Here is a 23,206-nt window from a genome sequence, read left to right as displayed (position 1 = left end):
GCGTGACCAATTCCGGTCCCATCGTGGTCGTCGGAGCGGGCGCAGCCGGGCTGGCGACCGTGAAAGGCGTCCGCGCCAACGGGTTCACCGGACAGCTGACCTGGGTGGGCGCCGAACCCGAACTCCCCTACGACCGGCCACCGCTGTCCAAGGGCATCCTCACCGGCACCTGGGAGCCCGACCGCGTCCGGCTCTGCGACGCGGCCGGGCTGGCCGATCTCGACGTCGACCTCCGGGTCGGCGCCACGGCCACCGGCGCCGACCTCGCCGAGCGGGTGGTGAGTCTGGCCGACGGCACCCGGCTGCCGTTCGGCACCCTGGTCATCGCGACCGGTGTCGACCCGCGGTCACTGCCAGGGACCAGTGGTTTACGGGGCGTGCACACCCTGCGCACCCTCGCGGACGCGACCGCGCTGCGCGCCGAACTGGGGCCGGGACGCCGACTGGTCGTCATCGGCGCCGGGTTCCTCGGCACCGAACTGGCCGCCGCCGCCCGCACCCTGGGCACCGAGGTCCACCTGGTCGAACCAGCGCCGGTGCCGCTCGCCGCCGCGGTCGGGGTGGAGGTCGGCACCATGCTGGCCGCGCTGCACCGCGACCGAGGTGTGTCCGTCCGCACCGGGCCGGGCGCCGCCGTCACCGAACTCACCGCGCGGGACGGCGCGGTCGACCGGGTCGTGCTCGCCGACGGCAGCACCATCACCGCGGACGTCGTCGTGGTGGCCATCGGCTCGGTTCCCGCCACCGGCTGGCTCGCCGGCAGCGGGCTCGACTGCTCCGACGGGGTGCGCTGCGACCAGTTCTGCGCGGCGGCCCCCGGCGTGTACGCGGTCGGGGACGTGGCCAGCTGGTACCACCCGGGGTTCGCCACCCAGGTCCGGCTCGAACACCGCACCAACGCCGGGGAGCAGGGCCTCTACGTCGCGCGGGCCGTGCTCGGCCGGACCGACGAGCCGTTCACCCCGGTGCCCTACTTCTGGTCCGACCAGTACGACCTCAAGATCCAGGCGTTCGGCCTGCTGCGCGACCACGACGAGGTGCGCGTGGTCGACGGCGCGATCGAGGACGGCGAGTTCGTCGCGCTCTACCGCCGGGGCACGCGCCTGGCCGGTGTGCTCGGCGTGCGCAAGGTCCGTGCGCTCCGCCAGTGGCAGGCGCGGATCAAGTCGGGCTCGTCCTGGGCGGACGCCCTCGCCGCGGCCTGAGGCCACCACCCGGCCCGCCAGCACGGCGGGCCGGGCACGGTGGGTTCGTCGCCGCTCACGCCTCGGTCATCACGCTGCGCAGCTCACCCGAGCCGACCAACGCGGCCACCCGCTCGATCTCCCGGTCCAGTGGCCGGTCCCGGTCCACGAACGGGGCGACCTTGCGCACGTACCGGTGCGCCAGCTTGGTGGGCTTGCTGAGCACGTCCAGCCCGCGCAGGTCGGCCGCCTGGCACAGGGCCAGCAGGTGGATCGCGGTGATCTCGCGGACCAGCTCCACCACGGACCGGGCGTCCCGCGCGGCGATCGTGCCCATGCTCACCTTGTCCTGGTTGTGCGCCTCGGTGGACCGGGAGAACGAGGTGCCCGGCATGGTCCACTTCAGCGCCTCGGCGGCCAGCGCGGACGCGCTGAGCTGCATCCCCTTGAAGCCGTGGTGCAGCCCGGCCTCCCAGTCACCCGCCTCGTGGGCGGCCACCAGGTTGGCCGTCAGCCCGTTGTTGAACTTCTCGTCCACGACCAGTTCGAGCTGCCGGTCCAGCAGGTCGCCCACGCTGGCCACCGCGGTCTTGAGCGCGTCCATGGCCTGGCCCACGTGGCCGCCGTAGAAGTTGCCGCCGTTGTGCACGGTCTGGCCGGCGACGTCGAACAGCGGGTTGTCGTTCGACGAGTTGATCTCCACGGTCAGCCACTCGCGCACCCAGGACGCGGTGTCCCTGAGCACGCCGGTCACGTGCGGGCCGCAGCGGACCGAGTACCGGTCCTGGATCGGGTGTTCCAGCCGGCGGAACTCCTGGTCGGCCGGCATGCTCTCGACGCAGCAGCCGCCCGGCCCGGTCCCGCCCGCCCCGGCGAGCAGGTGGCGGACCGTCGCCGAGCTGACCTCCAGCCCCCGGTAGGGCTTCTGGCGGTCCAGGAACTCGGCGAAGTGGGCCGGGTTGCCCAGCAGCACCTGGCAGGCCATGGCCGTGCACAGGTCGGCGGCGAAGGCCAGCTCCTCGGCGTCGTACAGGGCCAGCACGGCGAAGCCGGACATGAACGAGGTCCCGTTGACCAGGGCCAGGCCCTCCTTGGCCTCCAACCGCAGCGGCTCCAGGTTGGCCTGCCGCAGCGCGACCGCCGCGGGCTTGGTCTCGCCGGCGTGCAGCACGGTGCCCTCCCCCGTGACCAGCATGGCGAGGTAGCTCAGCGGCACCAGGTCGCCGCTGGCGCCGACCGAGCCGCGCTCGGGCACCATCGGCAGGATGTCCTGGTTGAGGCAGTCCACCAGCAGCTGGACGAGTTCCGGGCGCACCCCGGAGTTCCCCCTGGCCAGGCAGTTGGTCCTGACCAGCATGGTGGCCCGGACCACCTCCGGGGCCGCGTGCGGGCCGGTGCCGGCGCCGAGGAAGTGGATCAGCCCCTGCTGCAGTGCCTCGGTCTTGCGCCGGGAGATCTGCCGCGTGTTGCTGTCACCGAAACCCGAGGTGACCCCGTAGATGGGGGCCCCGGTGTCGATCAGCTGGTGCTTCAACGCGTTGGACTGGCGCATCCGGCGCACCGCGTCGGGCGCGAGGGTGACCCTGGCCGTGTCCGGGTGGCGGGCCACCGTCACCACGTCGTCCACGGTCAGTCGACAGCCGTCGAGCGCGAGGTCGCACAGCCCGTGTTCCACGGTGGACATGCTTGCCATCGGTTTTCCAATCACCAGGAGGGGGAGCCGGCGGGGACGGCCGGCGCGGAACTGAGGACCGCGGGCGGGCCACCGCCGGCCAGGTCGGACGTGGCGTTGACCAACACGGCCGCGTTGCCGGGCGGCAGGACGTTCTCGTACATCTGCTGGTGCAGCGCGCCGATCTCGTCGAAGCCGACGGCGACGGAAAGACAGGGGTCCAGGCGCTTGGCGGCCACCAGCTCGGTGACCGCGCGGCACTCGGCCACGCTCGCGTAGTGCGAGCCCTGCAGCCGCTTCTGCCGCGTCCACAGGAACCGGAGGTCCAGATCGCCGTTGTAGCCGGTGGTGCCGCCGCAGATCACCACCATGCCCGCGTTGTCGCAGACGTACATCGAGGTCGGCAGGGTGTCGCGGCCGGTGTGCTCCAGCACGATCCTGGGCAGGGCGCGGCCCGGGGTGAGGTCGCGGACCCTGCGGGCGAACGCGCGGGCCGACGCCGTCCAGGCCGCCGCCGCCTCGGTGTCCTCGGCGCTGGGCAGCCGGCCCCAGTGGTCGAACTCGGTGCGGTCGATCACCCCGCGCGCGCCGAGCCGCAGGCAGTGCTGGCCGCGTTCGGGGCTGGAGACCACGGCGAGCGGCACCCCGCCGAAGATGCGCGTGATCTGGATGGCCATCGAGCCGACGCCACCCGCCCCGCCCCAGATCAGCACCGGCGCCCCGGGCCGCACCACGTGCGGCGGCCACCCGCACAGCTGCCGGTAGGCCGTGGCCGCGGTGACCATGAAGCACGCCGCCTCGGCCCAGGACAGCTGGGGCGGCTTGGGGTGGCACTGGTACTCCCGGACGCGGGCAAACTGGGCGAACGAGCCGTAGTTGATCTCGTATCCCCAGGCGCCCTGGCTGGTCGAGGCGACCGGGTCCACGCCCAGCCGGATGTCGGCGGCCTGCTCGTCCCACTGGCAGCCGGACAGCACCACGTGGTCGCCCACGGACACCTGGCGGACGCCCTCGCCGACCGCCCAGACGATCCCGGCCGCGTCCGAGCCACCGATGTGGAAGTCCTCCGGCTCACCCCGGCGCTGCCGCTGGGTGATGACGTCCAGTGGCTGGCCCAGCGCGGCCCACACGTTGTTGTAGTTGATCCCGGCGGCCATCACCAGCACGAGCACGTCCCCAGGCCGGACCGGTGGCACGTCAACGACCTCGACCTGGAACGCCCTGGCCGGCTCGCCATAGCGTTCCCTGCGGATCACCTGCGCGTACATCCGCTCGGGCACCTCGCCGAGCGGAGGCAGCTCGCCCAACTCGTACAACTGTCGACGCAATACGGATCTCCTTGTCCTACCGCTGGTCGTCCTACCGCTGGTCGTCCTACCGCTCGTCACGAACTCCGCGAACACCGCCGCGACCCGGCGTCGAGGAACACCGCCGCAACGCGGCGTCGAGCACCGCGCCGATCACCGCCATGGGCTCCGGCAAGGTCAGGCTGTAGTGGTCGCAGTCGACGTCGTGGTTGTCGATCTGGCCGGCCACGTAGGGGCGCCACGCCTCGGCCGTGGGCTCGTCGGCCGGGTGGGACCGGGTCGCGGTGAAGAACAGCAGGTCCCCGGAGAACGTCCCGGCCCGGTGGTCCAGCAGGATGCGCGCGTTGTTGCGGAGGACGCGCACGAGCAGGTCGATCTCGCCGTCGTCGAGGACCGCGAACCCACCGCCGTCCCGCCGGATCAGCTCCAGCACCCTGGCCCGGTCCAGCGGCGCGTCCCCGGTCACGTCCACGGTGTGGCCGGCGTCGTTGAGCAGCACCGCGAGCAGGCCCCGTTCGATCTCCCGCTCGTCGGGCACCCGCTCCAGGTAGACCGGCACCGCGTCGAGCATGGCCAGCAGCGCCACCCGCTCCCCGGCCTGCTCCAGCAGCGTGGCCATCGCGTGCGCGGCGAACCCGCCGAAGGACCAGCCGAGCAGGTGGTACGGCCCGTGCGGCTGCACCGAGCGGATCTGCCGCACGCAGTCCTCGGCGACCTCCAGCACGCTGTCGGCCAGCGGCTCGGTGCCGTCGAGTCCGCGCGCCTGCAGGCCGTAGATCGGCCGGTCGGCGTGGATGTGCCGGACCAGGCCGGCGTAGCGCCAGCTCAGCCCGCCCGCGGGGTGCACGCAGAACAGCGGGGGCAGCTGGCCCTCCGGGCGCAGCGGCAGCAGCACGTCGTAGGCGTGCTTGGCCAGGTCCGGCTCAACGCCCTCGGCCGTGCCGGCCAGCTGCCGCGCGCAGTAACCGGCCAGGGCGGCGACCGTGGTGTGCTCCATCACCTTCCGGACCGGGATGACCACGCCCAGCTCGTCGCGCATCCGGGCGACCAGTTGCAGCGCGAGCAGGGACTCACCGCCCAGGGCGAAGAAGTTGTCCTCGATGCCCACCCGGTCCAGGCCGAGCACCTCGGCCCACTGCCGCGCCACCACCTCCTCCAGTTCGGTGCGCGGCGCCACGTACTCGGTGGGCAACTCCGGCCGGCTGTTGAACGCCGACCGCGCCGGCGTGCCGATTCCCGCCGGCGCCTCGGCCGGGGCACCGGTCGGCAGGGTGGCGTCCTCGGCGGTGGTCGCGACCACGAGCACGTGGTCGACGTGGGCGCGTTGCTCCGGCGTCGGGGGCAGGACGCCGACCTCGGCGTACCCGGCGTCGGCGACCAGGTCGGGCCAGGCCTCGGCCGGGATCAGCGGCAGGTGCTGGCGGAAGTCGTCGGCCGCCGGCTCCCAGCCCTTGAGGACCGCGGGCAGCAGGGTGATCCGGGGCAGCGCGGAGGCCTCCAGGACGAACAGCACGCCGCCCGGCGCCACCAGTTGCCGGACGTTGTGCAGGGCGTCGCGCACCTGCGGGGTGGCGTGCAGCACGTTGTACGCCAGCACGATGTCGAACCCGCCGGCCGGGTAGCCCTGCGCGGTCGGGTCGGTGCCGATGTCCAGCACGCCGAAGCTCATGCAGTCCAGGCCCTGCTCCGCCGCCCGCCGCTGGGCGGCCAGCACGAACGACCGGCCGATGTCGGTGAAGTGGAACTCCACAGTGGACAGTTCGCGCAGCGCCTCGACCACGTGCCAGCTGAGCAGGCCGCGCCCCGCGCCGACCTCCAGCACGCGGACCCGCCGGCCGCCGGCCGCCCGGACCAGGCGGGCCACCTCCTCGGCCAGCAGGTCGCGGTAGACGACGACGTCGCTGTTGTTGACCAGGTCCGCGCCGGGCTCGTCGGTGATGTCGAACTCGCCGTCCGGCCGCAGCACCTCGTGCGCCTCGATCTCCCCGGTGAACACCCGGTGGTACTGGCCGACGCAGTGGCGGGCCAGGTCGACGGCGCCGAGTTGGTCGGGGAACCGGACGCGCAGCTCCTGTTCCAGCGCGGCGATCTCGGCCGCGTGGTCGGCGGGTGGATCGGCCACCCGCAGCACCGCGCTGCCCCCGCTGTCCTCCTCGACCAGCACACCCGACTGGGTCAGCAGGTAGAGCAGGGTGTCGACCATCCGGCGGCACCGGGTCGCCGGGCACAGCCGGTCGACCAGTGCGGCGCGGTCGTGGACCTGGCCGGGCGCCAGGCTCACCCCGTTCGCGCTGAGGTACGCGCACAGGTACAGGTCGCTGAGCCGGTCCAGCGCGCGCACCGCGTCGGCCGGCGGCCGGTTGACCGCCACCCGCTCGCGGACCCGCTGCTCGGCCGCGCACAGCCGGTCCCGCTCGGCGGGCAGCCGCAGCAGCGGCTCGGGCGCGCTCCGGTGCGGGGGCAGCGGGTCGACCCAGTACCGCTTGCGCTCGAACGGATAACCCGGCAGCGGCACCCGCTGGCGGGTCGCGCCGGCCTGCCCCGACGAGTGCACGGCCGTCCAGTCGACGTCCACCCCCTGGCACCAGAGCTGGCCGAGGGCGCCGAGCAGGGTCTCCCGGTCGCAGCGCTCGTCCCGAGCGTGCCCCATGGCCGTCGCCACCGGGTGGGTGTCCCCGAACTGCATCCTGGCCAGCCTGGCCAGCACCCGGCCCGGCCCGACCTCGACCAGGGCGGGCCGCTTCGCCTGGCACAGCTGGGCCAGGCCCTCGGCGAACCGCACGGTGTGGCTGGTGTGCCGCAACCAGTAGTCCACACTGGTCACCTGCTCGTCGGTGACCCAGGTGCCGGTCAGGTTGGACATGATCGGGATGGCCGGCGCGTGGAACTCCACAGTGGACAGGGTGGCGGCGAGCCGGCCGAGGAACGGTTCGGTCATGGCGGAGTGGCTGGCCGAGGGCACCCGCAGCCGCTGGGTGGGCACGTCGTCGATGGCGAGCTTGCGCTCCACCTCGGCGATGTCCTCGACGGGCCCGGCGAGCACGCACAGCGTGGGCGCGTTGACCGCGGCCAGCGACACCCGCTCGGTGAGGTAGCCGCGCAGGTCGGACTCGCCGAGCGGAACGCTGATCATGGCACCGCCGACGCCCTCCAGCAGCCGCACCCGCTCGGCGACCAGCGGCAGCATGTCCGCCAGCGAGTACACCCCGGCCAGGCAGGCCGCGGTGTACTCACCGAGCGAGTGGCCGATCAGCGCGGTGGGCCGCACCCCGAACGACATCACCAGGCGGGCCAGGGCGTACTCGGTGGCCACCACACCGACGAAGCCGGCGGTCCAGTCCCGGGGCGCGTCCCCGTACAGGGTGGCGCGCAGGTCGGCACCCAGCACCGGGCGCAGGATCTCCGCGCAGTGGTCGATGTCCGCCCGGAACAGCGGCTCGGTGTCGTAGAGCTGCCTGCCCATCCCGGGGTAGTCGCCGCCCCCGCCAGGCAGCAGGAACGCCACCTCGGGCGCCACCCCCGGCTGGGCCGGTGCCAGGGCCGGGTGCGGCTGGCGCAGCCGGGTGACCGCGTCGTCGAGGTCCCGGCACACCACCACGCAGCGGCGGTCCAGCGCCTTGCGTCCACTGTGGAGTGTGTGGGCGACGTCGGCGAGGTTCAGGCCGCGGTCGGCCGCGAGGTGGTCGGCGAGCCGTTCCCGGACCAGGCCGAGCGCGCTCGGCGTCCGCGCCGACAGGGGCAGCGCCACCCACTCGCCGGCCGGTGAGCTGGGCGGTGCCGCCGGCGCTTCCGCCACGATCACGTGCGCGTTGGTGCCGCCGATGCCGAACGAACTCACCGCGCCCACCCTCGGGCGCCCGTCACTGTCCCACGGGGACAGTTCGGCGTTGACGTAGAACGGCGTCTCGGTGAAGTCGATCAGCGGGTTGGGCGCGCGGTAGTGCAGGCTCGCCGGGATCATCCGGTGTTCCAGTGCCAGCACGAGTTTGATCAGCCCGGCCACTCCGGCCGCCTCGGCGGTGTGCCCGATGTTGGTCTTCGCCGAGCCGATCGCGCAGAACTGCCTGCGCTGGGTGCTCTCGGCGAAGGCCGTGCTCAGCGCGGCGATCTCGATGGGGTCGCCCACCGGCGTCGCGGTCCCGTGCGCCTCCACGTAGCCGATCTCGTCCGCGCTCACCCCCGCCGCGGCCTGCGCCGCCAGGATGGCGTCCACCTGGCCCTGCGTGCTCGGGGCGACGAACCCGACCTTGCGGTGACCGTCGTTGTTGATGGCCGACCCCAGGATCACCGCTCGCACGCGGTCGCCGTCGGCCAGCGCGTCGGCCAGCCGCTTGAGCACCACGACCCCGACACCGTCGCCGCCGACCGTGCCCGCGGCGTCGGCGTCGAAGGTGCGGACGTGCCCGTCGGCGGGCAGCGGCCCGCCCTCCACGTACCGGTAGCCGCGTTTGGCGCCGACGTTCACCGACGCCCCGCCGACCAGCGCGAGGTCGCACCGGAAGTCCAGCAGGTCCTGGCAGGCCAGGTGGACCGCGACCAGCGAGGTGGAGCAGGCGGTCTGCACCGCCATGCTCGGCCCGGTGAGGTTCAGCTCGTAGGACACCCGGGTGGTCAGGGTGCCGTCGATGTTGCCGACCTTCGCGGCCGTCGCCTCGATCCCCGAGTCCCGGCCGGCCAGCCGCGGCCAGAGGTTCTCCACGTAGTAGGTGCTCGAACTGGCCCCGCCGTACACCCCGACCACGCTGTCCTGTTTGGACGGATCCTGGCCCGCGTTCTCCAGCGCGTGGTAGCAGCACTCCAGGAACAGCCGGTGCTGTGGGTCGATGAGCGCGGCGTCCGCCGCGGAGTAGCCGAAGAAGGCGGCGTCGAACAGTTCGATCCCGTCGATGGTGGCGGCCACCCTGACGGTGTGCGGGTCGGTCAGTCCCGCCCGGCTGCCCCCGGCTGCCAGGTACTCCTCGTCGCTGACCGGCAGCACCGATTCCCGGCCGGCCACCAGGTTCGCCCAGAACTGGTCGACGTCGTCGGCGCCGGGGAACCTGCCGGCCATGCCGATGACGGCGATCGCTGAGCCGCGCTCGGAAGCGTCAGTCATCGTCTTGCAGCGTCCCTTCGTGTCCGCGACCGCGTCGGGCCGCCCGTCGCTGGCGTTGCGCCCGCTCCACCGCCTTGCGCAAGCGCGCTCCCGGGGCCGGCCGCCCCGGTCCCTGCTCCCCCGGTGGTGCCGGCCGGAGGTGTTCGGCCAGTTGGGCCACGGTGGGGTAGGTGAACAGGTCGACGAGGGACACCTCCTGGCGCAGTTCCTCAGCCAGCCGGGCCTGGAGCTTGGCCGCCAGCAGCGAGTGCCCACCCAGGTCGAAGAAGTTGTCCAGCCGGCCCACCCGGTCCCGGCCCAGCACCTCGCACCAGACCGTGGACACCACCCGTTCCACCTCGTCGCCCTGGCCACCGTCGGGCGCGTCGGCCGGGTCGGTCCGCGAGTCCGCACTGGGCCGGCCGGTGACCAGCGCCGTCCGGTCGATCTGGCCGGTGGCGGTCCGGGGCAGCTGGTCCAGCACGACGACCTCGCCGGTCACCGCGGTGCCGAACCGGTCGGCCAGGGGCGGCTGCGCCGATTCGGCGGCCGAGGCACCCGCCTCGGTGAGCCAGGCGGTCAGCCGCACCAGCGGCCGGGCCGGGGTGTCCAGGTGGCCGAGCACCCAGGGGGCCGCGGGGTCCAGGCCGATCAGCACGTGTGGCTCGGCGTGGCGCAGCACCGCGTCCAGCGAGCGGACCGCCTGCGCACCGGGCAGCACCCGGTAGCCGCGTGCCTCGGCGAGGCTGCGCAGCGGGTAGCCCCGGCTCATGCCGACCTCGTCCCACATGCTCCAGGCCAGGCTGTACGAGCGCAGCCCGGCCGCCCGCTGCCGACGGGCCAACGCGTCCAGGAACGCGCTGGCCGCCGCGTAGCCGGCCACCGATGCGCCCCCGAAGAAGCCGTTGACCGAGGAGAACGACACGAACAGCGCGCCGGGCCGGTCGCGCACCACCTCGTGCAGGGCCAGCGCGCCGGCCACCTTGGCCGCCAACGCCTGCCGCCAGTGTCTCGGCGGAGCCGCCACCAGCCGGTGCTCCACGAACTCGCCGGCCAGGTGGAAGACACCGGCCGGTGGCCCGCCCCACCGCCGGCTGGCGCTGGCCACCGCCGCCCGCACGGCCGCGGCGTCGGCAACGTCCACAGTGGCGTAACTGACCTCGCCGAGGGCGCGGAGCTGGTTGAGCGCGACGGCCTTCGCCTCGGCCGGCGCCAGCTCTCCGGTGTCCGAATCGGACGGTCGGGTGCCGTTCCCGGTCGACCGCTCGGCCTGGTCGAGCTGTCCGGCGTCGAGCTGCCCGGTGTCGAGCGACACCGTGTCGAGCGCGGTGCGCCCCAACAGCAGCAGCCGCACCCCGTACCGGGTCAGCAGGTGCCTGGCCACCTCGACGGCCACCCCGCCAAGGCCGCCACTGACCACGTACCACTGGCCGGGCTGGATCGCCGTGGCCAGCTCGCCGGCCGGCGGCTCGGCCGGCAGCCCGCGGAGCCGGCGGACCAGCCGGAGCCCGTCGCGCAGCGCGATCTCGGGTTCCTTGGGCGGCACGGCCAGCTCGGCGACCAGCTGGGCGAGGTCCCGGTCGGTCGCCTCGGCCGCGAGTTCCACGCACTGCGCGCGCAGCCAGGGCAGTTCCGCGCTCGCGGTCCTGAGCACGCTGGCCGGGACGGAGACCTCGGTGGTCAGCACCCGCAGCGTGACCACCGCGCCCTCGGCGTGCCACCGGTCCAGGGCGGTGACCAGCTCAGCCAGTTCGCACACGGTGCTGAGCACGTCCTGGTCGCCGTCACCCGGATCGCCCCGGGTCCACCCGCGCAGGTCGACGACCTGGTCGATGCCGGCACCCACCGGACCGAGCTGGTCCAGCAGCCGGTGCGACTCCGCGTCGGAGCGCACCACCACGCAGTGCCGGCCGGCCCGCTCCACCTGCTCGGCCAGCCGGGTCACCTGCTCGCCCACGCCGAGCAGCACGACCGCGCCGCCGGCCGCGCCGGTCGGGCGCGCGACCGGTGGCGCGGCAGGCCGCCACACCGGCTGGAAGAACCAGTTGGGCAGGGTGTTCTCGTTCTCCAGCAGCAGATCCACCCGCTGCGCGGTCGCGGCGAACTCGCCGGCCTCGAACCGGGCGCGCAGCCGGGGGCGCTGGATCTTGCCGATCTCCGTCTTGGGGATGTCGGTGCACGCGACCGGCAGCACGAAGGCGGGGGCGATGCCGGCCCGGCGCGTCAGGGTGGCCCGGATCAGCTCGACCGCCTGCCGGATCGGCACGTCCGGTTTGAGGTGGCAGAACACCGCGAGCTGGTCGGTGGCGCTGCCCGGGGCGCGCACCGCGCAGGCCGCGGTGAACGAGCGCTCCACCACGTCCAGCTCCTCGACCAGGCTCTCCAGCTCGTGACTGGGGTAGTTCACCCCGTTGATCACGATGGCGTCCTTGGCCCGGCCGGTCAGCGTCAGCAGCCCGTCGCGGACAACACCGAGATCGCCGGTGTCGAACCAGCCGTCCCGGGTGAAGGCCACCTGGTTCTGCGCCGGGTTGTTGTGGTAGCCCTTGGTCACCGCTGCGCCGCGCACCTGGAGCCGGCCGGGGCGCCCCTCGGGCAGCACCTGGTCGGTGTCGTCGACGATGCGCAGCGAGAAGCCCGGGTAGGGCCGGCCGATCGGGAACGTGGCGTCGTCGTCGCCGCTCACGGGGTAGGTGAACGGTGTGGCGATCTCCGCCGATGAGCACTCGGACATGCCCCACACCGAGTGCATGGCGTCCGGCCGCAGCCCGAACTGGGCCAGCAGGTCGAGGAACCGGCGGGCGACCCGGGGCACCAGCGCCTCACCGCCGTTGATGATCAGGCGCAGCGCCGAGAGGTCCCACTGCCGGCCGGCCATGGCCGCGGCGTGGTCGGCCACCAGGCTGAAGGCGAAGTTCGGCGCCCAGGTGATCGTGGCCCGGTGCTCGTCGAGCGCGGCCAGCCAGCGCAGCGGATCGGCGATCACCTCCGAGGTGGGCGCGTGCACCTGCCGGTAGCCGGCGAACAGCGGGCCGATGTGCGACATCACCACCCCGCCCACGTGGTCGAGCGATATCCAGTTGACGCACACGTCCTCGGTGGTCAGCCCGTACCGCTGGGCGGCAGCCTTGGCGTGCGCGAGCACGTTGCCGTGCCGCAGCTCGACCGCCTTGGGCAGGCTGGTGCTGCCCGAGGTGAGCACCAGCAGCGCCAGGTCGTTCATGCCGGCGGCGTGCCAGTCGTGGTCTGGCGCGGCACCGCGCAGCTGGTCCAGCACGGCGATGCCGGCGCCGGCCCACTCCGGCGGACCGGCCAGCCCGCGCAACCGGTCCTGCCGGCCCTGGTCGGTCAGCACCAGTGGGCTGTCCAGCATCCGCCAGGTGTTGACCAGCTTCTCCGCCCCGGTCGTGGCGTGGTAGGTCGGCGGCACCGCGAGCGGCACCGCCACGAACCCACCGAGCACGCAGGCCCACAACGCGGTGAGGAAGTCCCGGTTGTCGACCAGCTGGAAGATGACCTTGTCGCCGGGTCGCAGGCCGAGGCCGCGCAGTCCGCCCAGCACCCGGGAGGCGTCCTCGGCCAGCTCCCGGTAGTGCTGCCGGCTGGCGACACCGTCCGGTCCCCGGTAGACGATCTCGGCCTGGGGGCCGGCCTCGGCGGAGCGGCGCAGCGCGGTCACCAGGTCGCGCACCCGGGAACCGGCCAGCGGCGGCCCGTGCAGCACCGAGACCGCCCTCGGGTCCGGCGGCTCGGCCGGCGCGTCCACAGTGGACATCTGCCCCGGGGACGCCTGAACCGGCGCCGCCGCGCTGGGCGCGGCGTCACCCAGGTGGACGCGTTCGGTGCTGACCGGGACGCGCCGGAGGGCGACGGCCACCGCGTCGACGCCGGGCGCGTCCGCCAGCGCGGCCTCCCAGCGGGCGGCCAGGTCCTCGTCGACCACGGGCACGCGTTCCAGGGCGGCGGTGTCGACCGCGCCGTCGGCGGTGCGCGGCAGGCTGGTCAGCTCGACGATCGGCGGGAGTGGCGCGTCGGCCGGCAGCGCCTGCCGGGCGGCCGCGGCGAGCTGTCCGGTCGCGACGGCCCCGCACGGCACCACGTAGACCACCGGCTCGACCGTGTCCGCGCTGGTGCGGCGGGGCAGCACCACGCACTCCCTGACCGCGTCGTGCGCGAGCACCCGGTCGGCCACCGCGTCCAGGTCCACGCGCGGCCCGTCGTCCAACTGGTCCAGGGTGCGGTCCGGGTCCTCGGCCGCGCGTTCCAGCACCCGGACCAGCCGCGCCAGCACGGCCTCGGCCGTGCGCGGCTCGAACAGGTCGGCGGCGTAGTCAAGGCGCACGTCGAGGCCGGCCGGCAGCCCCGGCCCGGTGTGCCGCTGGGAGACGGCGAAGTACAGGTCGAACTTGGCCACGCCCGGGTCGACGTCGTGGTCGATGACCACGTCGAGGCCGGGCATGCCCGGCACGGACCGGGGCAGGTCCTGCACGGCGAAGCACACCTGGAACAGCGGGTGGCGGGCCGGGTCCCTGGTCGGGTTGACCGCCTCCACCAGCCGGTCGAACGGCACGTCCTGGTGGTCGTAGGCGGCCAGGTCGGCGGCGCGGACCCGGGCGAGCAGCCGCCGGAACGTCGGCTCGGCCGAGGTGTCCGTGCGCAGCACCAGGGTGTTGGCGAAGAAGCCGACCAGCTCGTCCAGTGCCGCGTCGGTGCGCCCGGCGATCGGGCTGCCCAGCGGGATGTCCACGCCAGCGCCCAACCTGGTCAGCAGCGCGGCCAGGCCGGCCTGCAACACCATGAACAGGCTGGTGTCGGTCTGCCTGGCCAGCGCGAGCAGCGCCCGGTGCGCCTCGGCCGACGTGCGGACCTGCACCCGGGCGCCCCGGTAGCTGGGCCGGGCCGGCCGGGCGTGGTCACGGGGCAGCGGCAGTTCCTCGGGCAGCCCGGCCAGCCGGTCCGTCCAGTACGCCAGCTGCCGGCCGAGTTCGCTGTCCGGGTCGGCCGGATCGCCCAGCAGCTCCCGCTGCCACAGCGTGTAGTCCACGTACTGCGCCGGCAGGTCGGACCACCGCGGTGGCCGGCCGGCGTGCCGCGCCGCGTAGGCCGTGGCCAGGTCGCGGGTGAGCGGCTCCAGCGACCAGCCGTCGCCGGCCACGTGGTGCAGGACCAGCACCAGCACGTGGTCGGTCGGGCCGGCCACGAACAGGTGCGCCCGCAGCGGAACGTCCTTGGTGAGGTCGAAGCCGTGCCGCAGCACCCGCCGGATCTCGTCGTCCAGTTCGTCGTCGGGCACCTCGTAGGTGCGCAGCCTCGGCCGGGACCGCTCCGGGTCGAGCACGTGCTGGTGGGGCACGCCGCCGCGGTCCGGCAGCACGGTGCGCAGGCTCTCGTGCCTGGCCACCACGTCGGCCAGGGCCGCCTCCAGCGCGGGTCGGTCGAGTGGGCCGGACATCCGGAGCACGATCGGGATGTTGTAGGTCGGGCTGGGCCCCTCGAACCGGTTGAGGAACCACAGCCGGCGCTGGGCGAAGGAGAGCGGAACCGGGTCGGGCCTGGGGACCGGGCGCAGTGCCGGCCGGGACCGTCCGGCCACGCCCAGGCGGGCGGCCAGGCTGGCCACGGTGGGTGCCTGGAACAGGTCGCTGATGGCCAGTTCGACGTCGAGGTCCGCGCGGATCCTGCTCACCAGGCGGGTGACGAGCAGTGAGTGGCCGCCCAGCTCGAAGAAGTCGTCGTCGCGGCCGACCCGCTCGACGCCGAGCACGTCCGCCCAGATCGCGGCGAGTTCCCGCTCCCGCCGGCCGCCGACGTCCTCGGCCGGAGCCGCCGGGGACGCGGCCAGCCGGGCGCGGTCGACCTCCCCGGTGGGGGTCAGTGGCAGGGCCGGCACGGCCACCAGGTCCGCCGGCACCCGCACGCCGTACCGGTCGGTGACGGTGCGGTCGATACCGGGCAGCGCCTGCGGGCCGGTCAGCACGACGTGTCCCACCAGCCGCCGCCCGGCTGGCCGGGAGCCGTCCAGCTGGGCTTTGGCGTGCCGGAGCACCTCGGCGAACTCGCCGGCCTCGAACCGCGCGCGCAGCCGGGAGCGTTGCAGCTTGCCCAGGTTGGTCTTGGGGATCTCCTCGGCGGCGACCGGCAGCAGGTGGGCCGGGCGCACCCCGACCTGCCTGGTCACCTCGGCGCGGATCGCGCGCAGCGTCCGCGCCAGGTCGGCACCCCGCCTCGGGTGGAAGAAGATGGCCAGTTCGTCGGTGCTGCTGTCCGGCCCGCGCACCGCGCAGGCGACCGTGAACGAGCGCTCCACGCAGTCCAGCTGCTCCACCACGGCCTCGATCTCGTGGCTGTGGTGGTTGACGCCGTTGATGATGATGACGTCCTTGACCCGGCCGGTGATGAACAGCTGGTCGTCGCGGATGAACGCGAGGTCGCCGCTGTCGAACCAGCCGTCCGCGGTGAACGCCGCCTGGTTGGCCGCGGGGTTGGCGTGGTAGCCGGGCGTGACGAAGACGCCCCTGGCCTGCAACCGGCCGGTCGCGCCCTGGGGCAGGACCACGCCGTGCTCGTTGACCACCCGCAGCGCCATCCCCGGGTAGGGCCGACCGTTGCTGACGAACGGGTCGTCGTCGGTGGTGTCGGCCAGCCGGAACGGCTGGTCGGTGATGCCGGTGGCCAGCTCCGACATCCCCCAGGACGCGTGCACCACGTCCGGCGCGAGGCCGTGCGGGGCCAGTTCGGTGAGAAAGCGCCTGGTCACCCTGGCCACCACCGGCTCGGCGATGTTCATGGCCAGGCGCAGGCAGGACAGGTCCCAGCCGCGGCCGGCGCCGGCCGCCACCTGCTCGGCGACCAGCCCGTAGGCGAAGTTGGGCGCCCAGGTGGTGCTGGCCCGGTACTGGTCGATCAAGTCCAGCCAGCGCAGCGGGTCGGCCATCACCCAGTCGGTGGGCGCCTGGATCTGCTGGCAGCCCAGGACCACGTCGCGCAGGTGCGACATGACCAGGCCGCCGCCGTGGTCCAGGGTGGCCCAGTTCACCGTGATCTCCGCCGAGGTGAGCCCGTGCACGTGGGCGGCGGCCGCCGAGCGGGTCAGGATGTTGCGGTGGGTGAGGGTGAACGCCTTGGGCAACCCGGTGCTGCCCGAGGTCAGCAGCATCACCACGGGCTCGTCCGGGGCGGGCTGGTGCACCGCGGCCGCGGCCGGCCCCGCGCTCAGCTCGTCCAGGCCCACCAGCCGCGCCCCGGTCCACTGCCGGTCGGCGGCGAACGCGCGCACCGGGGTGACCAGGTCAGGGCTGGTGACCACCACGGGGCGGTCCAGCATCCGCCAGACGTTGTCCAGGGTGGCCGCGGCGCTGGAGGCCGCGTCGTAGGTGGGCGGCACGCCGAGGGGCACCACGACGAACCCGCCGAGCACCGCGGCCCACACCGTGCTCACCAGCTCCCGGTTGTCCCGGAGCTGGCAGACGACCATGTCACCGGGGCGCAGCCCGAGCCGGCGCAGCCCGCCGAGGACGCGCCGCGCCTGCTTGCCCAGCTCCACGTAGGACTGGGTGGTCGCGCTGCCGTCCTGTCCGATGTAGACGATCCCGGTCCTCGGCTTGACCGAGGCGGCCCGGCGCAGGGCGGCGACCAGGTCCGGGACGGGCGGCTCCACCACCGGACCCCCGCTCAGCAGGGCCGGTGGCGCGCTCGCCGGTTCGCCGTCCGCGTCGAACTCGCCGTCCGCACCGGGTCCGCTGGCCGGCGCCGGGTGGGGTGGGCCGGTCGGCCGGGTCGGGCTCGGCGCCCCGTCGTGGCCGGCCGGCTCGTCCAGCACGACGACCGCGGCCTGGTCCACCCCGGCCGCCGCGCGCAGCCGCCGTTCCCAGTCCGCGGCCAGCTCCTCGTCCACCACCGGCAGTCGGCGCAGGGCGTGCTCGTCGGGCCGGCCCGAGCCGGTCCGGGGCAGGGCGGGCAGTGGCACCACGGCGGCCAGCCGCACCGCCCCGGGCAGGATCTCGGCGGCGACGGCGGCGGCCCGCCGCGACGCGTCGGCGGCGGGTCCGGCGGGCACCAGGTACGCCACCAGTTCCACCGCCCCGGTGCTGGTGCGCCTGGGCAGCACCACGCACTCCGCCACGGTGTCCTCGGCCAGCAGCCGCCGGGTCAGCTCGACCAGGTCGATCCGGTGCCCGCCGATCCAGGCCGTGCCCGGTGGTGGTGCGACCTCGTCCAGCCAGGCCCGTTCCGACCCGGTGAGCACCGGCAGGTCCGCGATGGGCGTGTCCGGTTCCGCCGCGGCCTCGGCCAGCAGCCGGGCCAGCCACTGGGTGATCCGCTCGACCGTGGCACGCTCGAACAGGTCGCTGGCGTACTCGACCTTGAACTCGACGCCGGCGGGCGCACCGCTGTCCGCGTACCGGTCGTAGGCGTTGACCAGCAGGTCGAACCGGGATGTCCCGGCCGAGGAGGGTTCCAGGCGCGCGCCGCCGTCCCCGATGTCCAGGTGGGCGCTCTCGTTGTTCTGCAGCACCAGGCTCACCTGGAACAGCGGGTGCCGGCCCAGCAGGCGCTCCGGGTTGACCGCCTCGACCAGCCGGTCGAAGGGCACGTCCTGGTGCGCGTAGGCGTCGAGCGCGGTCTGCCTGACCCGGGCCAGCACCTGCCGGAAGGTCGGCTCGCCCGCGGTGTCCACCCGCAGCACCAGGGTGTTGGTGAAGTACCCGACCAGCTCGTCCAGTGCGGCGTCGTCGCGCGCGGCCACGGCCGTGCCCAGCGGGATGTCGGTGCCAGCGCCCAACCTGGTCAACAGCGCGGCCAGGCCGGCCTGCAACACCATGAACAGGCTGGTGCCGGTCCGCGTGGCCAGGTCGAGCAGTGCCTGGTGGTCGGTGCTGGGCATCCGGTGGGTGAGCAGCCCGCCCCGGTAGCCGGCCACGACCGGTCGGGGGTGGTCGGTGGGCAGCACGAGTTCGTCGGGCAGGCCGGCGAGGCGCTCGGTCCAGTAGGCCAGCTGCCGGGCCAGCACGCTCTCCGGGTCCTGCTCGTCGCCCAGGAACTCCTGTTGCCACAGCGTGTAGTCCACGTACTGCACCGGCAGCTCCGCCCACCGCGGTGGCCGTCCCTGCTGCCGCGCCCGGTAGGCCGTTGACAGGTCGCGCGCCAGCGGGGCCAGCGACCAGCCGTCGCCGGCGATGTGGTGCAGCACCAGCACCAGCACGGGGTCGCCCTGGTCGGGGAACAGCAGCTGGGCCCAGATCGGCAGGTCGGCGGCCAGGTCGAACTCGTGCTGCCTGGCCGCGTCCAGTCGGCGGGCGAGTTCGTCGGCGCCGCAGGCCAGCATCTCCAGCGGTGCGGTGACCGCGTCCGGGGCGAGAACCCGCTGCCGTGGCACGCCGTCCTGCTCCGGGAACACCGTGCGCAGGCTCTCGTGCCTGGCCAGCACGTCACCGAAGGCCGAGGCGAGCGCGTCCAGGTCCAGGGTGCCCGGCAGGGTGGCGACCAGCGGCATGTTGTAGGTCGGGCTGGGACCCTCCAGCTGGTTGAGGAACCACAACCGCCGCTGGGTGACCGACAGCGGGATGGTTTGCGGCCGGTCCCGCCGGGTCAGCGGTGGCCGGCGACGGCCCTGGTCGAGGCGGCCGGCCAGACCGGCCGCGGTGGGCGCCTGGAACACGTCCTGGATGCTCAGTTCCGCGCCCAGGGTCTGCCGCACCCGGTTGACCAGCCGGTTGGCCAGCAGTGAGTGGCCGCCGAGGGCGAAGAAGTCGTCGTCGACGCCGACGGTGTCCGGTTCGGTGACGCCGAGCAGTTCGGCGAACAGCGCGCACAGCGCGCGCTCGGTGGCGCTGGCCGGGGCGCGGCCCGGTGCCGGGGCGGGGCGGGTGGGCGCGGGCAGCGCGGCCCGGTCCAGCTTGCCGTTGGCGGTCAGCGGCATCGCGTCGAGGGTGACGAACGCGGCCGGCACCAGGTGCTCGGGCAGCCGGTTCGCCGCGTGCTGCCGCAGCTCGGCCTGGTCGAGGGTGCCGCCCTCGGCGGGCACGGTGTAGGCCACCAGTTGGGGGTCTGCTGGGCGGTCCTCGCGCAACAGCACCACGGCGGCGGCCACGTGCGCGTGGTCGGTCAGCACCGCCTCGATCTCGCCCAGCTCGATGCGGACCCCGCGCAGCTTGATCTGGCCGTCGGCCCGGCCGACGAACTCCAGCACGCCGTCCGACCGCCACCTGGCCAGGTCACCGGTGCGGTACATCTTCGCGCCGGGGTCGGCGAACAGCTTGGCGAAGGGGTCGGCGATGAACCGCTCCGCGGTGAGTTCCGGGCGGTTGAGGTAGCCGTCGGCGAGTTGGACCCCGGCGATGTGCAACTCGCCCACCGCACCCGGCGGCAGCGGCTGCGACTGGCTGTCCAGCACGTACAGCCGGGTGTTCCACACCGGCCGGCCGATCGGCACGCCAGCCCCGGCAGCGTCCTCCTCGCCCCGGGCGCAGTGCCAGTGGGACACGTCGACGGCGGCCTCGGTGGGGCCGTACAGGTTGTGCAGTTCCGCAGCGCAGCGCCGGTGGAACGCGGCCACCAGGTCCGGGGTGAGCGCCTCACCGCTGCAGATGACCCGGCGCAGCCCGCGGTGGTCGGCGGTGTCCGTCTCCTCAAGGAAGACCCGCAGCATCGACGGTACGAAGTGGACGGTGGTGATGCGCTCGGTCTCGATCAGCTCGGCGAGGTAGCGGGAGTCCCGCTGGCCCCCCGGCCTGGCCAGCACCACCGTGGCACCGGCGAGCAGCGGCAGGAAGACCTCCCAGACCGAGACGTCGAAGCTCAGCGGGGTCTTCTGCAACACCCGGTCGTCGCGGTCCACCCCGTACTCGGCCCGCATCCACAGCAACCGGTTGACGATCGCGGAGTGCGCCACGACCACACCCTTGGGTGTGCCGGTCGAGCCGGAGGTGTAGATGACGTAGGCGGGGTGCGCGGGCGTGAGCGGCTCAGGCCGGTCCTGGTCGGTCGGGTCGGTCGCGGGCGTGGCCAGCAGCGCCGACCGGGTGGCGGCCTCGTCGAGCACGATCCGCCCGTCGTGCGCTGGCAACCGGTCCGCGTTCGCCAGGTCGGTCACGACCAGGGTGGGCGCGGCGTCGCGCAGCATGAACTCCAGGCGCGCCAACGGGTAGTCGAGGTCCAGCGGCAGGTAGGCGGCGCCCGTCTTGAGTACGGCCAGCAGGGCCACGGCGAGGTCGGCCGACCGGGGCAGGGCCAGTGCCACCAGCCGCCCCGGCCCGGCGCCCCGCGCCAACAGCAGGTGGGCCAGGTGGTTGGCCCTGGCCGTCAGTTCCGCGTAGGTCAGTTCGGGGTTGGTCGCTTCTGGGCAGGTCGCTTCTGGGCAGGTCGCTTCGGCGCCCGCCACGACCACGGCGGTGGCCTCCGGGGTGCGGGCCGCCTGCGCCTCCAGCAGTTCCACCAGGGTGGTGGCGGGCACCGCCCGGCGGGTGTCGTTCCAGTCCACCAGCACCCGCTGCCGTTCGGCCGAGGTGGCCAGCGGGAGTTGGCCGATCCGGCGCCGGCCCGACTTGCGCTGCGCCGCCGTGGCCACGGTGCCGAGGAACTCGGCGAACCGCTCGTGGTGGGTGCGCAGTTCCTCGGGTCGGTAGTGCGCCGGGTTGCCGGCCAGCCGCACGGACAGCCGGCTGCCGTCGGGTTCGGCCGCGCAGGACAGCAGCAGGTCGTCCACCGGCCCGGGAGCGATGTCGTGCACCACGCCCTGGGCGTCCCCGAAGCGCACCTGGGAGGCGTAGTGCCTGATGTTCACCTGGAGGCCGGTGAGCGCCCGGCCCGCGCCGACCCGCCGGTGCTCGCGCCGGATGTCCTCGGCGCGGTAGTGCTGGTGGCGGCTCAGCTGCCGGAGCTGGGCGGCACTCGTCTTGATCAGGTTGGCCGCGCTCAGCCCGGTGGTGTCGGGCAGCCGCAGCGGCAGCAGGTTGGCCACCATGCACGGCACCCGGGCGGCGGCCGATCCCCAGCGCGCCGCCATCGGCAGCAGCAGCACCGGCTCGGCCACGCCGGTCATCCGCTGGCCGTAGGCGGCGGCCGCGGCGATGACCACGTCGGCCCAGCTCACCCCGAGGTGGTCGGCGGCGGCCAGCACCGGGTCGGCCGCGACCGGGACGTCCACCCAGTGCGGCGCGGCCGCCGCGGGCCGGGCGGGGCCGGTGCCGAGGCTGACCGGTTCGGGCGCGTCGGCCAGGTGGGCCAGCCAGAACTCGCGATCCCGGGCCCGGCGCGGCGAGTCGCGGTAGGCCGCCTCGTCCAGCAGGACCTGGCGCAGCCCGCCGAACGGGCTGTCCACAGTGGAGGATCCGGTGGCCAGTGCGGTGTAGATCTCGGCGACCCGCCGGATCAGCAGTGCGGAGCCGTAGCCGTCCAGCAGGATGTGGTGACAGCGGTGGTACCACACCAGGGTGTCCGGGCCGGTGCGCAGCAGTGCCTCGGCGAACAGCGGCCCGGCGGCCAGGTCGACCGGGATGCCGGCCTCGGCGCGCATCCAGCGCACCGCCCTGGCCAGCGGGTCGGCCGGCGAGCCGGGCGCGTCCGGTTCGGCGCCCAGGTCCAGCAGCGGCAGTTCCCACCGGGGCGGTTCCCCCTGGCCGTCTCCGTCGACCACCTGCCAGACCTCACCGGCGTCCTCGACGAACCGGGCGCGCAGCGCCTCCGTCTCGGCGATGCCCTGGTGGATGGCCCTGGTCAGCAGGGTGGTGTCCACCGGCCCGGTGATCAGGACGTACTGGGCGGTGTTGTGCGCGGCGCTGCCGGGATCGAGCCGCTGCGCGTACCAGACGCCGGTCTGGGCCGCGGTCAGGGCAAGTCGCTCCAGCGGGCGCGCCGGTGCCGTGTCGGTACGGGGTGCATCAGACAGGAGATCAGCCATTGAGTCCCAACTTTGACGGCCGCGGAGTCGTGGCAGGCCTGCGGAGAAGGTGGGTTCTGGTGGTCGTGCGGCTCGGCTGGGCGCGCCGGGCTGGGTGCTGGTCGACAGCGGGCGGGGTGGGGCCCTCGTGCCGTGGGACCGGTGCCGTGGGACGCGGACCGCGCAGCGGACGTGCTGGTGGCATCCGCCGATCAGCCCAGAACAGGTCACCGCAGAACAGGTCACCGCAGAACGGGTCGCCACGGACGGGTCAACACGGGCAGGTCACCGCGTGGCTTCCGGGAGGTGCGCCGGGCAGCGGCCGGCGCCGCGTCGGGCGGCGAACGCGCGCGCGGGTTTTGACACGGCCGGGCGCCGCACTGGTTTCGGCCGTTTCCGCGACACGCGTCGCGCTCACCTCAAAGCCCAATTTGCCCAATTTCCGCCGCCACCTTTCGAACCACCCCGATCGGTCCGGTCAGGACCGATCGGAGAAGGCCAGTTCGGGCAAGGTCGGAAAATACTCGCGACCGCGACGGAAACACAAGCCAGCCCCTTGGACGAGCCAGGTCGCCAGCGGCGAGATTCAGCCTTTCGGGGCCCCTTCACGCCGCGCTCATCAGCCACAACGACCGTCACCCACACCAAAGAGTTCACTCATTCAGGTGACAATTAACCGAATTTGCGCGGCCTGTCACCGCTCATCGCGCGCAACAGCCGACAGGGCGGATCGGATACCAACCACCGGGGGACATCGACACTGCCGCTGCCAGGTGTTTGTTAACGTGGCCGCACACCATCAGGTGCCCGCACCAGTAGCTCCCACCAGCCAGCCAGGGTAGGTTCTCGGGAAAATTCCTCAAAAGGGACGCCCAACCCGTCTCGCTGCCATCGGCTCACCAGCTTGATTGCGGTGACGGAGTCCAGCCCGATCTCCGCAAGGTTCACGTCGCAACCAATCTCGGACGACGCTACTCCCAACTCCTCGGCAATGGTTTTCTGGAGTTCGGCGCGACTGGCAGGTATACCTCTCTCAGCCATTCCGCGACTGTAGCAATGCCCGGGACAGATCCACACTGTCCCGGATCAGTA

The 23,206-nt window shown here is 73.7% G+C and carries 6 protein-coding genes; 1 reads left to right on the top strand and 5 read right to left on the bottom strand.

The genetic code is table 11. The annotated features are described in order from the left end of the window. Nucleotides 1–2: 2 nt before the first annotated feature. Nucleotides 3–1,205, top strand: coding sequence for an NAD(P)/FAD-dependent oxidoreductase (locus LX83_RS03980; protein ID WP_253767145.1), 1,203 nt, complete (start codon nucleotides 3–5; stop codon nucleotides 1,203–1,205). 55 nt (nucleotides 1,206–1,260) lie between these two features. On the opposite strand, the gene LX83_RS03975 is transcribed toward LX83_RS03980, so the two are convergent. From LX83_RS03975 to LX83_RS38630, 5 genes are all read right to left on the bottom strand, one after another. Then, nucleotides 1,261–2,877: an HAL/PAL/TAL family ammonia-lyase gene (locus LX83_RS03975; RefSeq protein WP_253767143.1), complete on the bottom strand. Its 1,617-nt coding sequence runs from the start codon at nucleotides 2,875–2,877 to the stop codon at nucleotides 1,261–1,263. 11 nt (nucleotides 2,878–2,888) lie between these two features. Continuing rightward, nucleotides 2,889–4,184 (bottom strand): crotonyl-CoA carboxylase/reductase, encoded by a 1,296-nt coding sequence (gene ccrA, locus LX83_RS03970; RefSeq protein WP_253767141.1) that lies wholly within the window; start codon nucleotides 4,182–4,184, stop codon nucleotides 2,889–2,891. 46 nt (nucleotides 4,185–4,230) lie between these two features. After that, nucleotides 4,231–9,258, bottom strand: a complete 5,028-nt coding sequence (locus tag LX83_RS03965) for a type I polyketide synthase (RefSeq protein WP_253767139.1) — start codon at nucleotides 9,256–9,258, stop codon at nucleotides 4,231–4,233. Next, on the bottom strand, nucleotides 9,251–22,135 hold the full coding sequence (locus tag LX83_RS03960) for a non-ribosomal peptide synthetase (RefSeq protein WP_253767137.1): 12,885 nt from the start codon (nucleotides 22,133–22,135) through the stop codon (nucleotides 9,251–9,253). The genes LX83_RS03965 and LX83_RS03960 overlap by 8 nt, the downstream gene beginning before the upstream one ends. A 759-nt stretch (nucleotides 22,136–22,894) precedes the next feature. Next, entirely contained in the window at nucleotides 22,895–23,155 is a 261-nt protein-coding gene (locus LX83_RS38630) for a phosphopantetheine-binding protein (protein WP_407649472.1), read from the bottom strand. Nucleotides 23,156–23,206: the final 51 nt, after the last annotated feature.

Source organism: Goodfellowiella coeruleoviolacea, assembly GCF_024171785.1.
Lineage (GTDB): Bacteria > Actinomycetota > Actinomycetes > Mycobacteriales > Pseudonocardiaceae > Goodfellowiella > Goodfellowiella coeruleoviolacea.
This window is presented reverse-complemented; position numbering and strand designations above follow the sequence as displayed.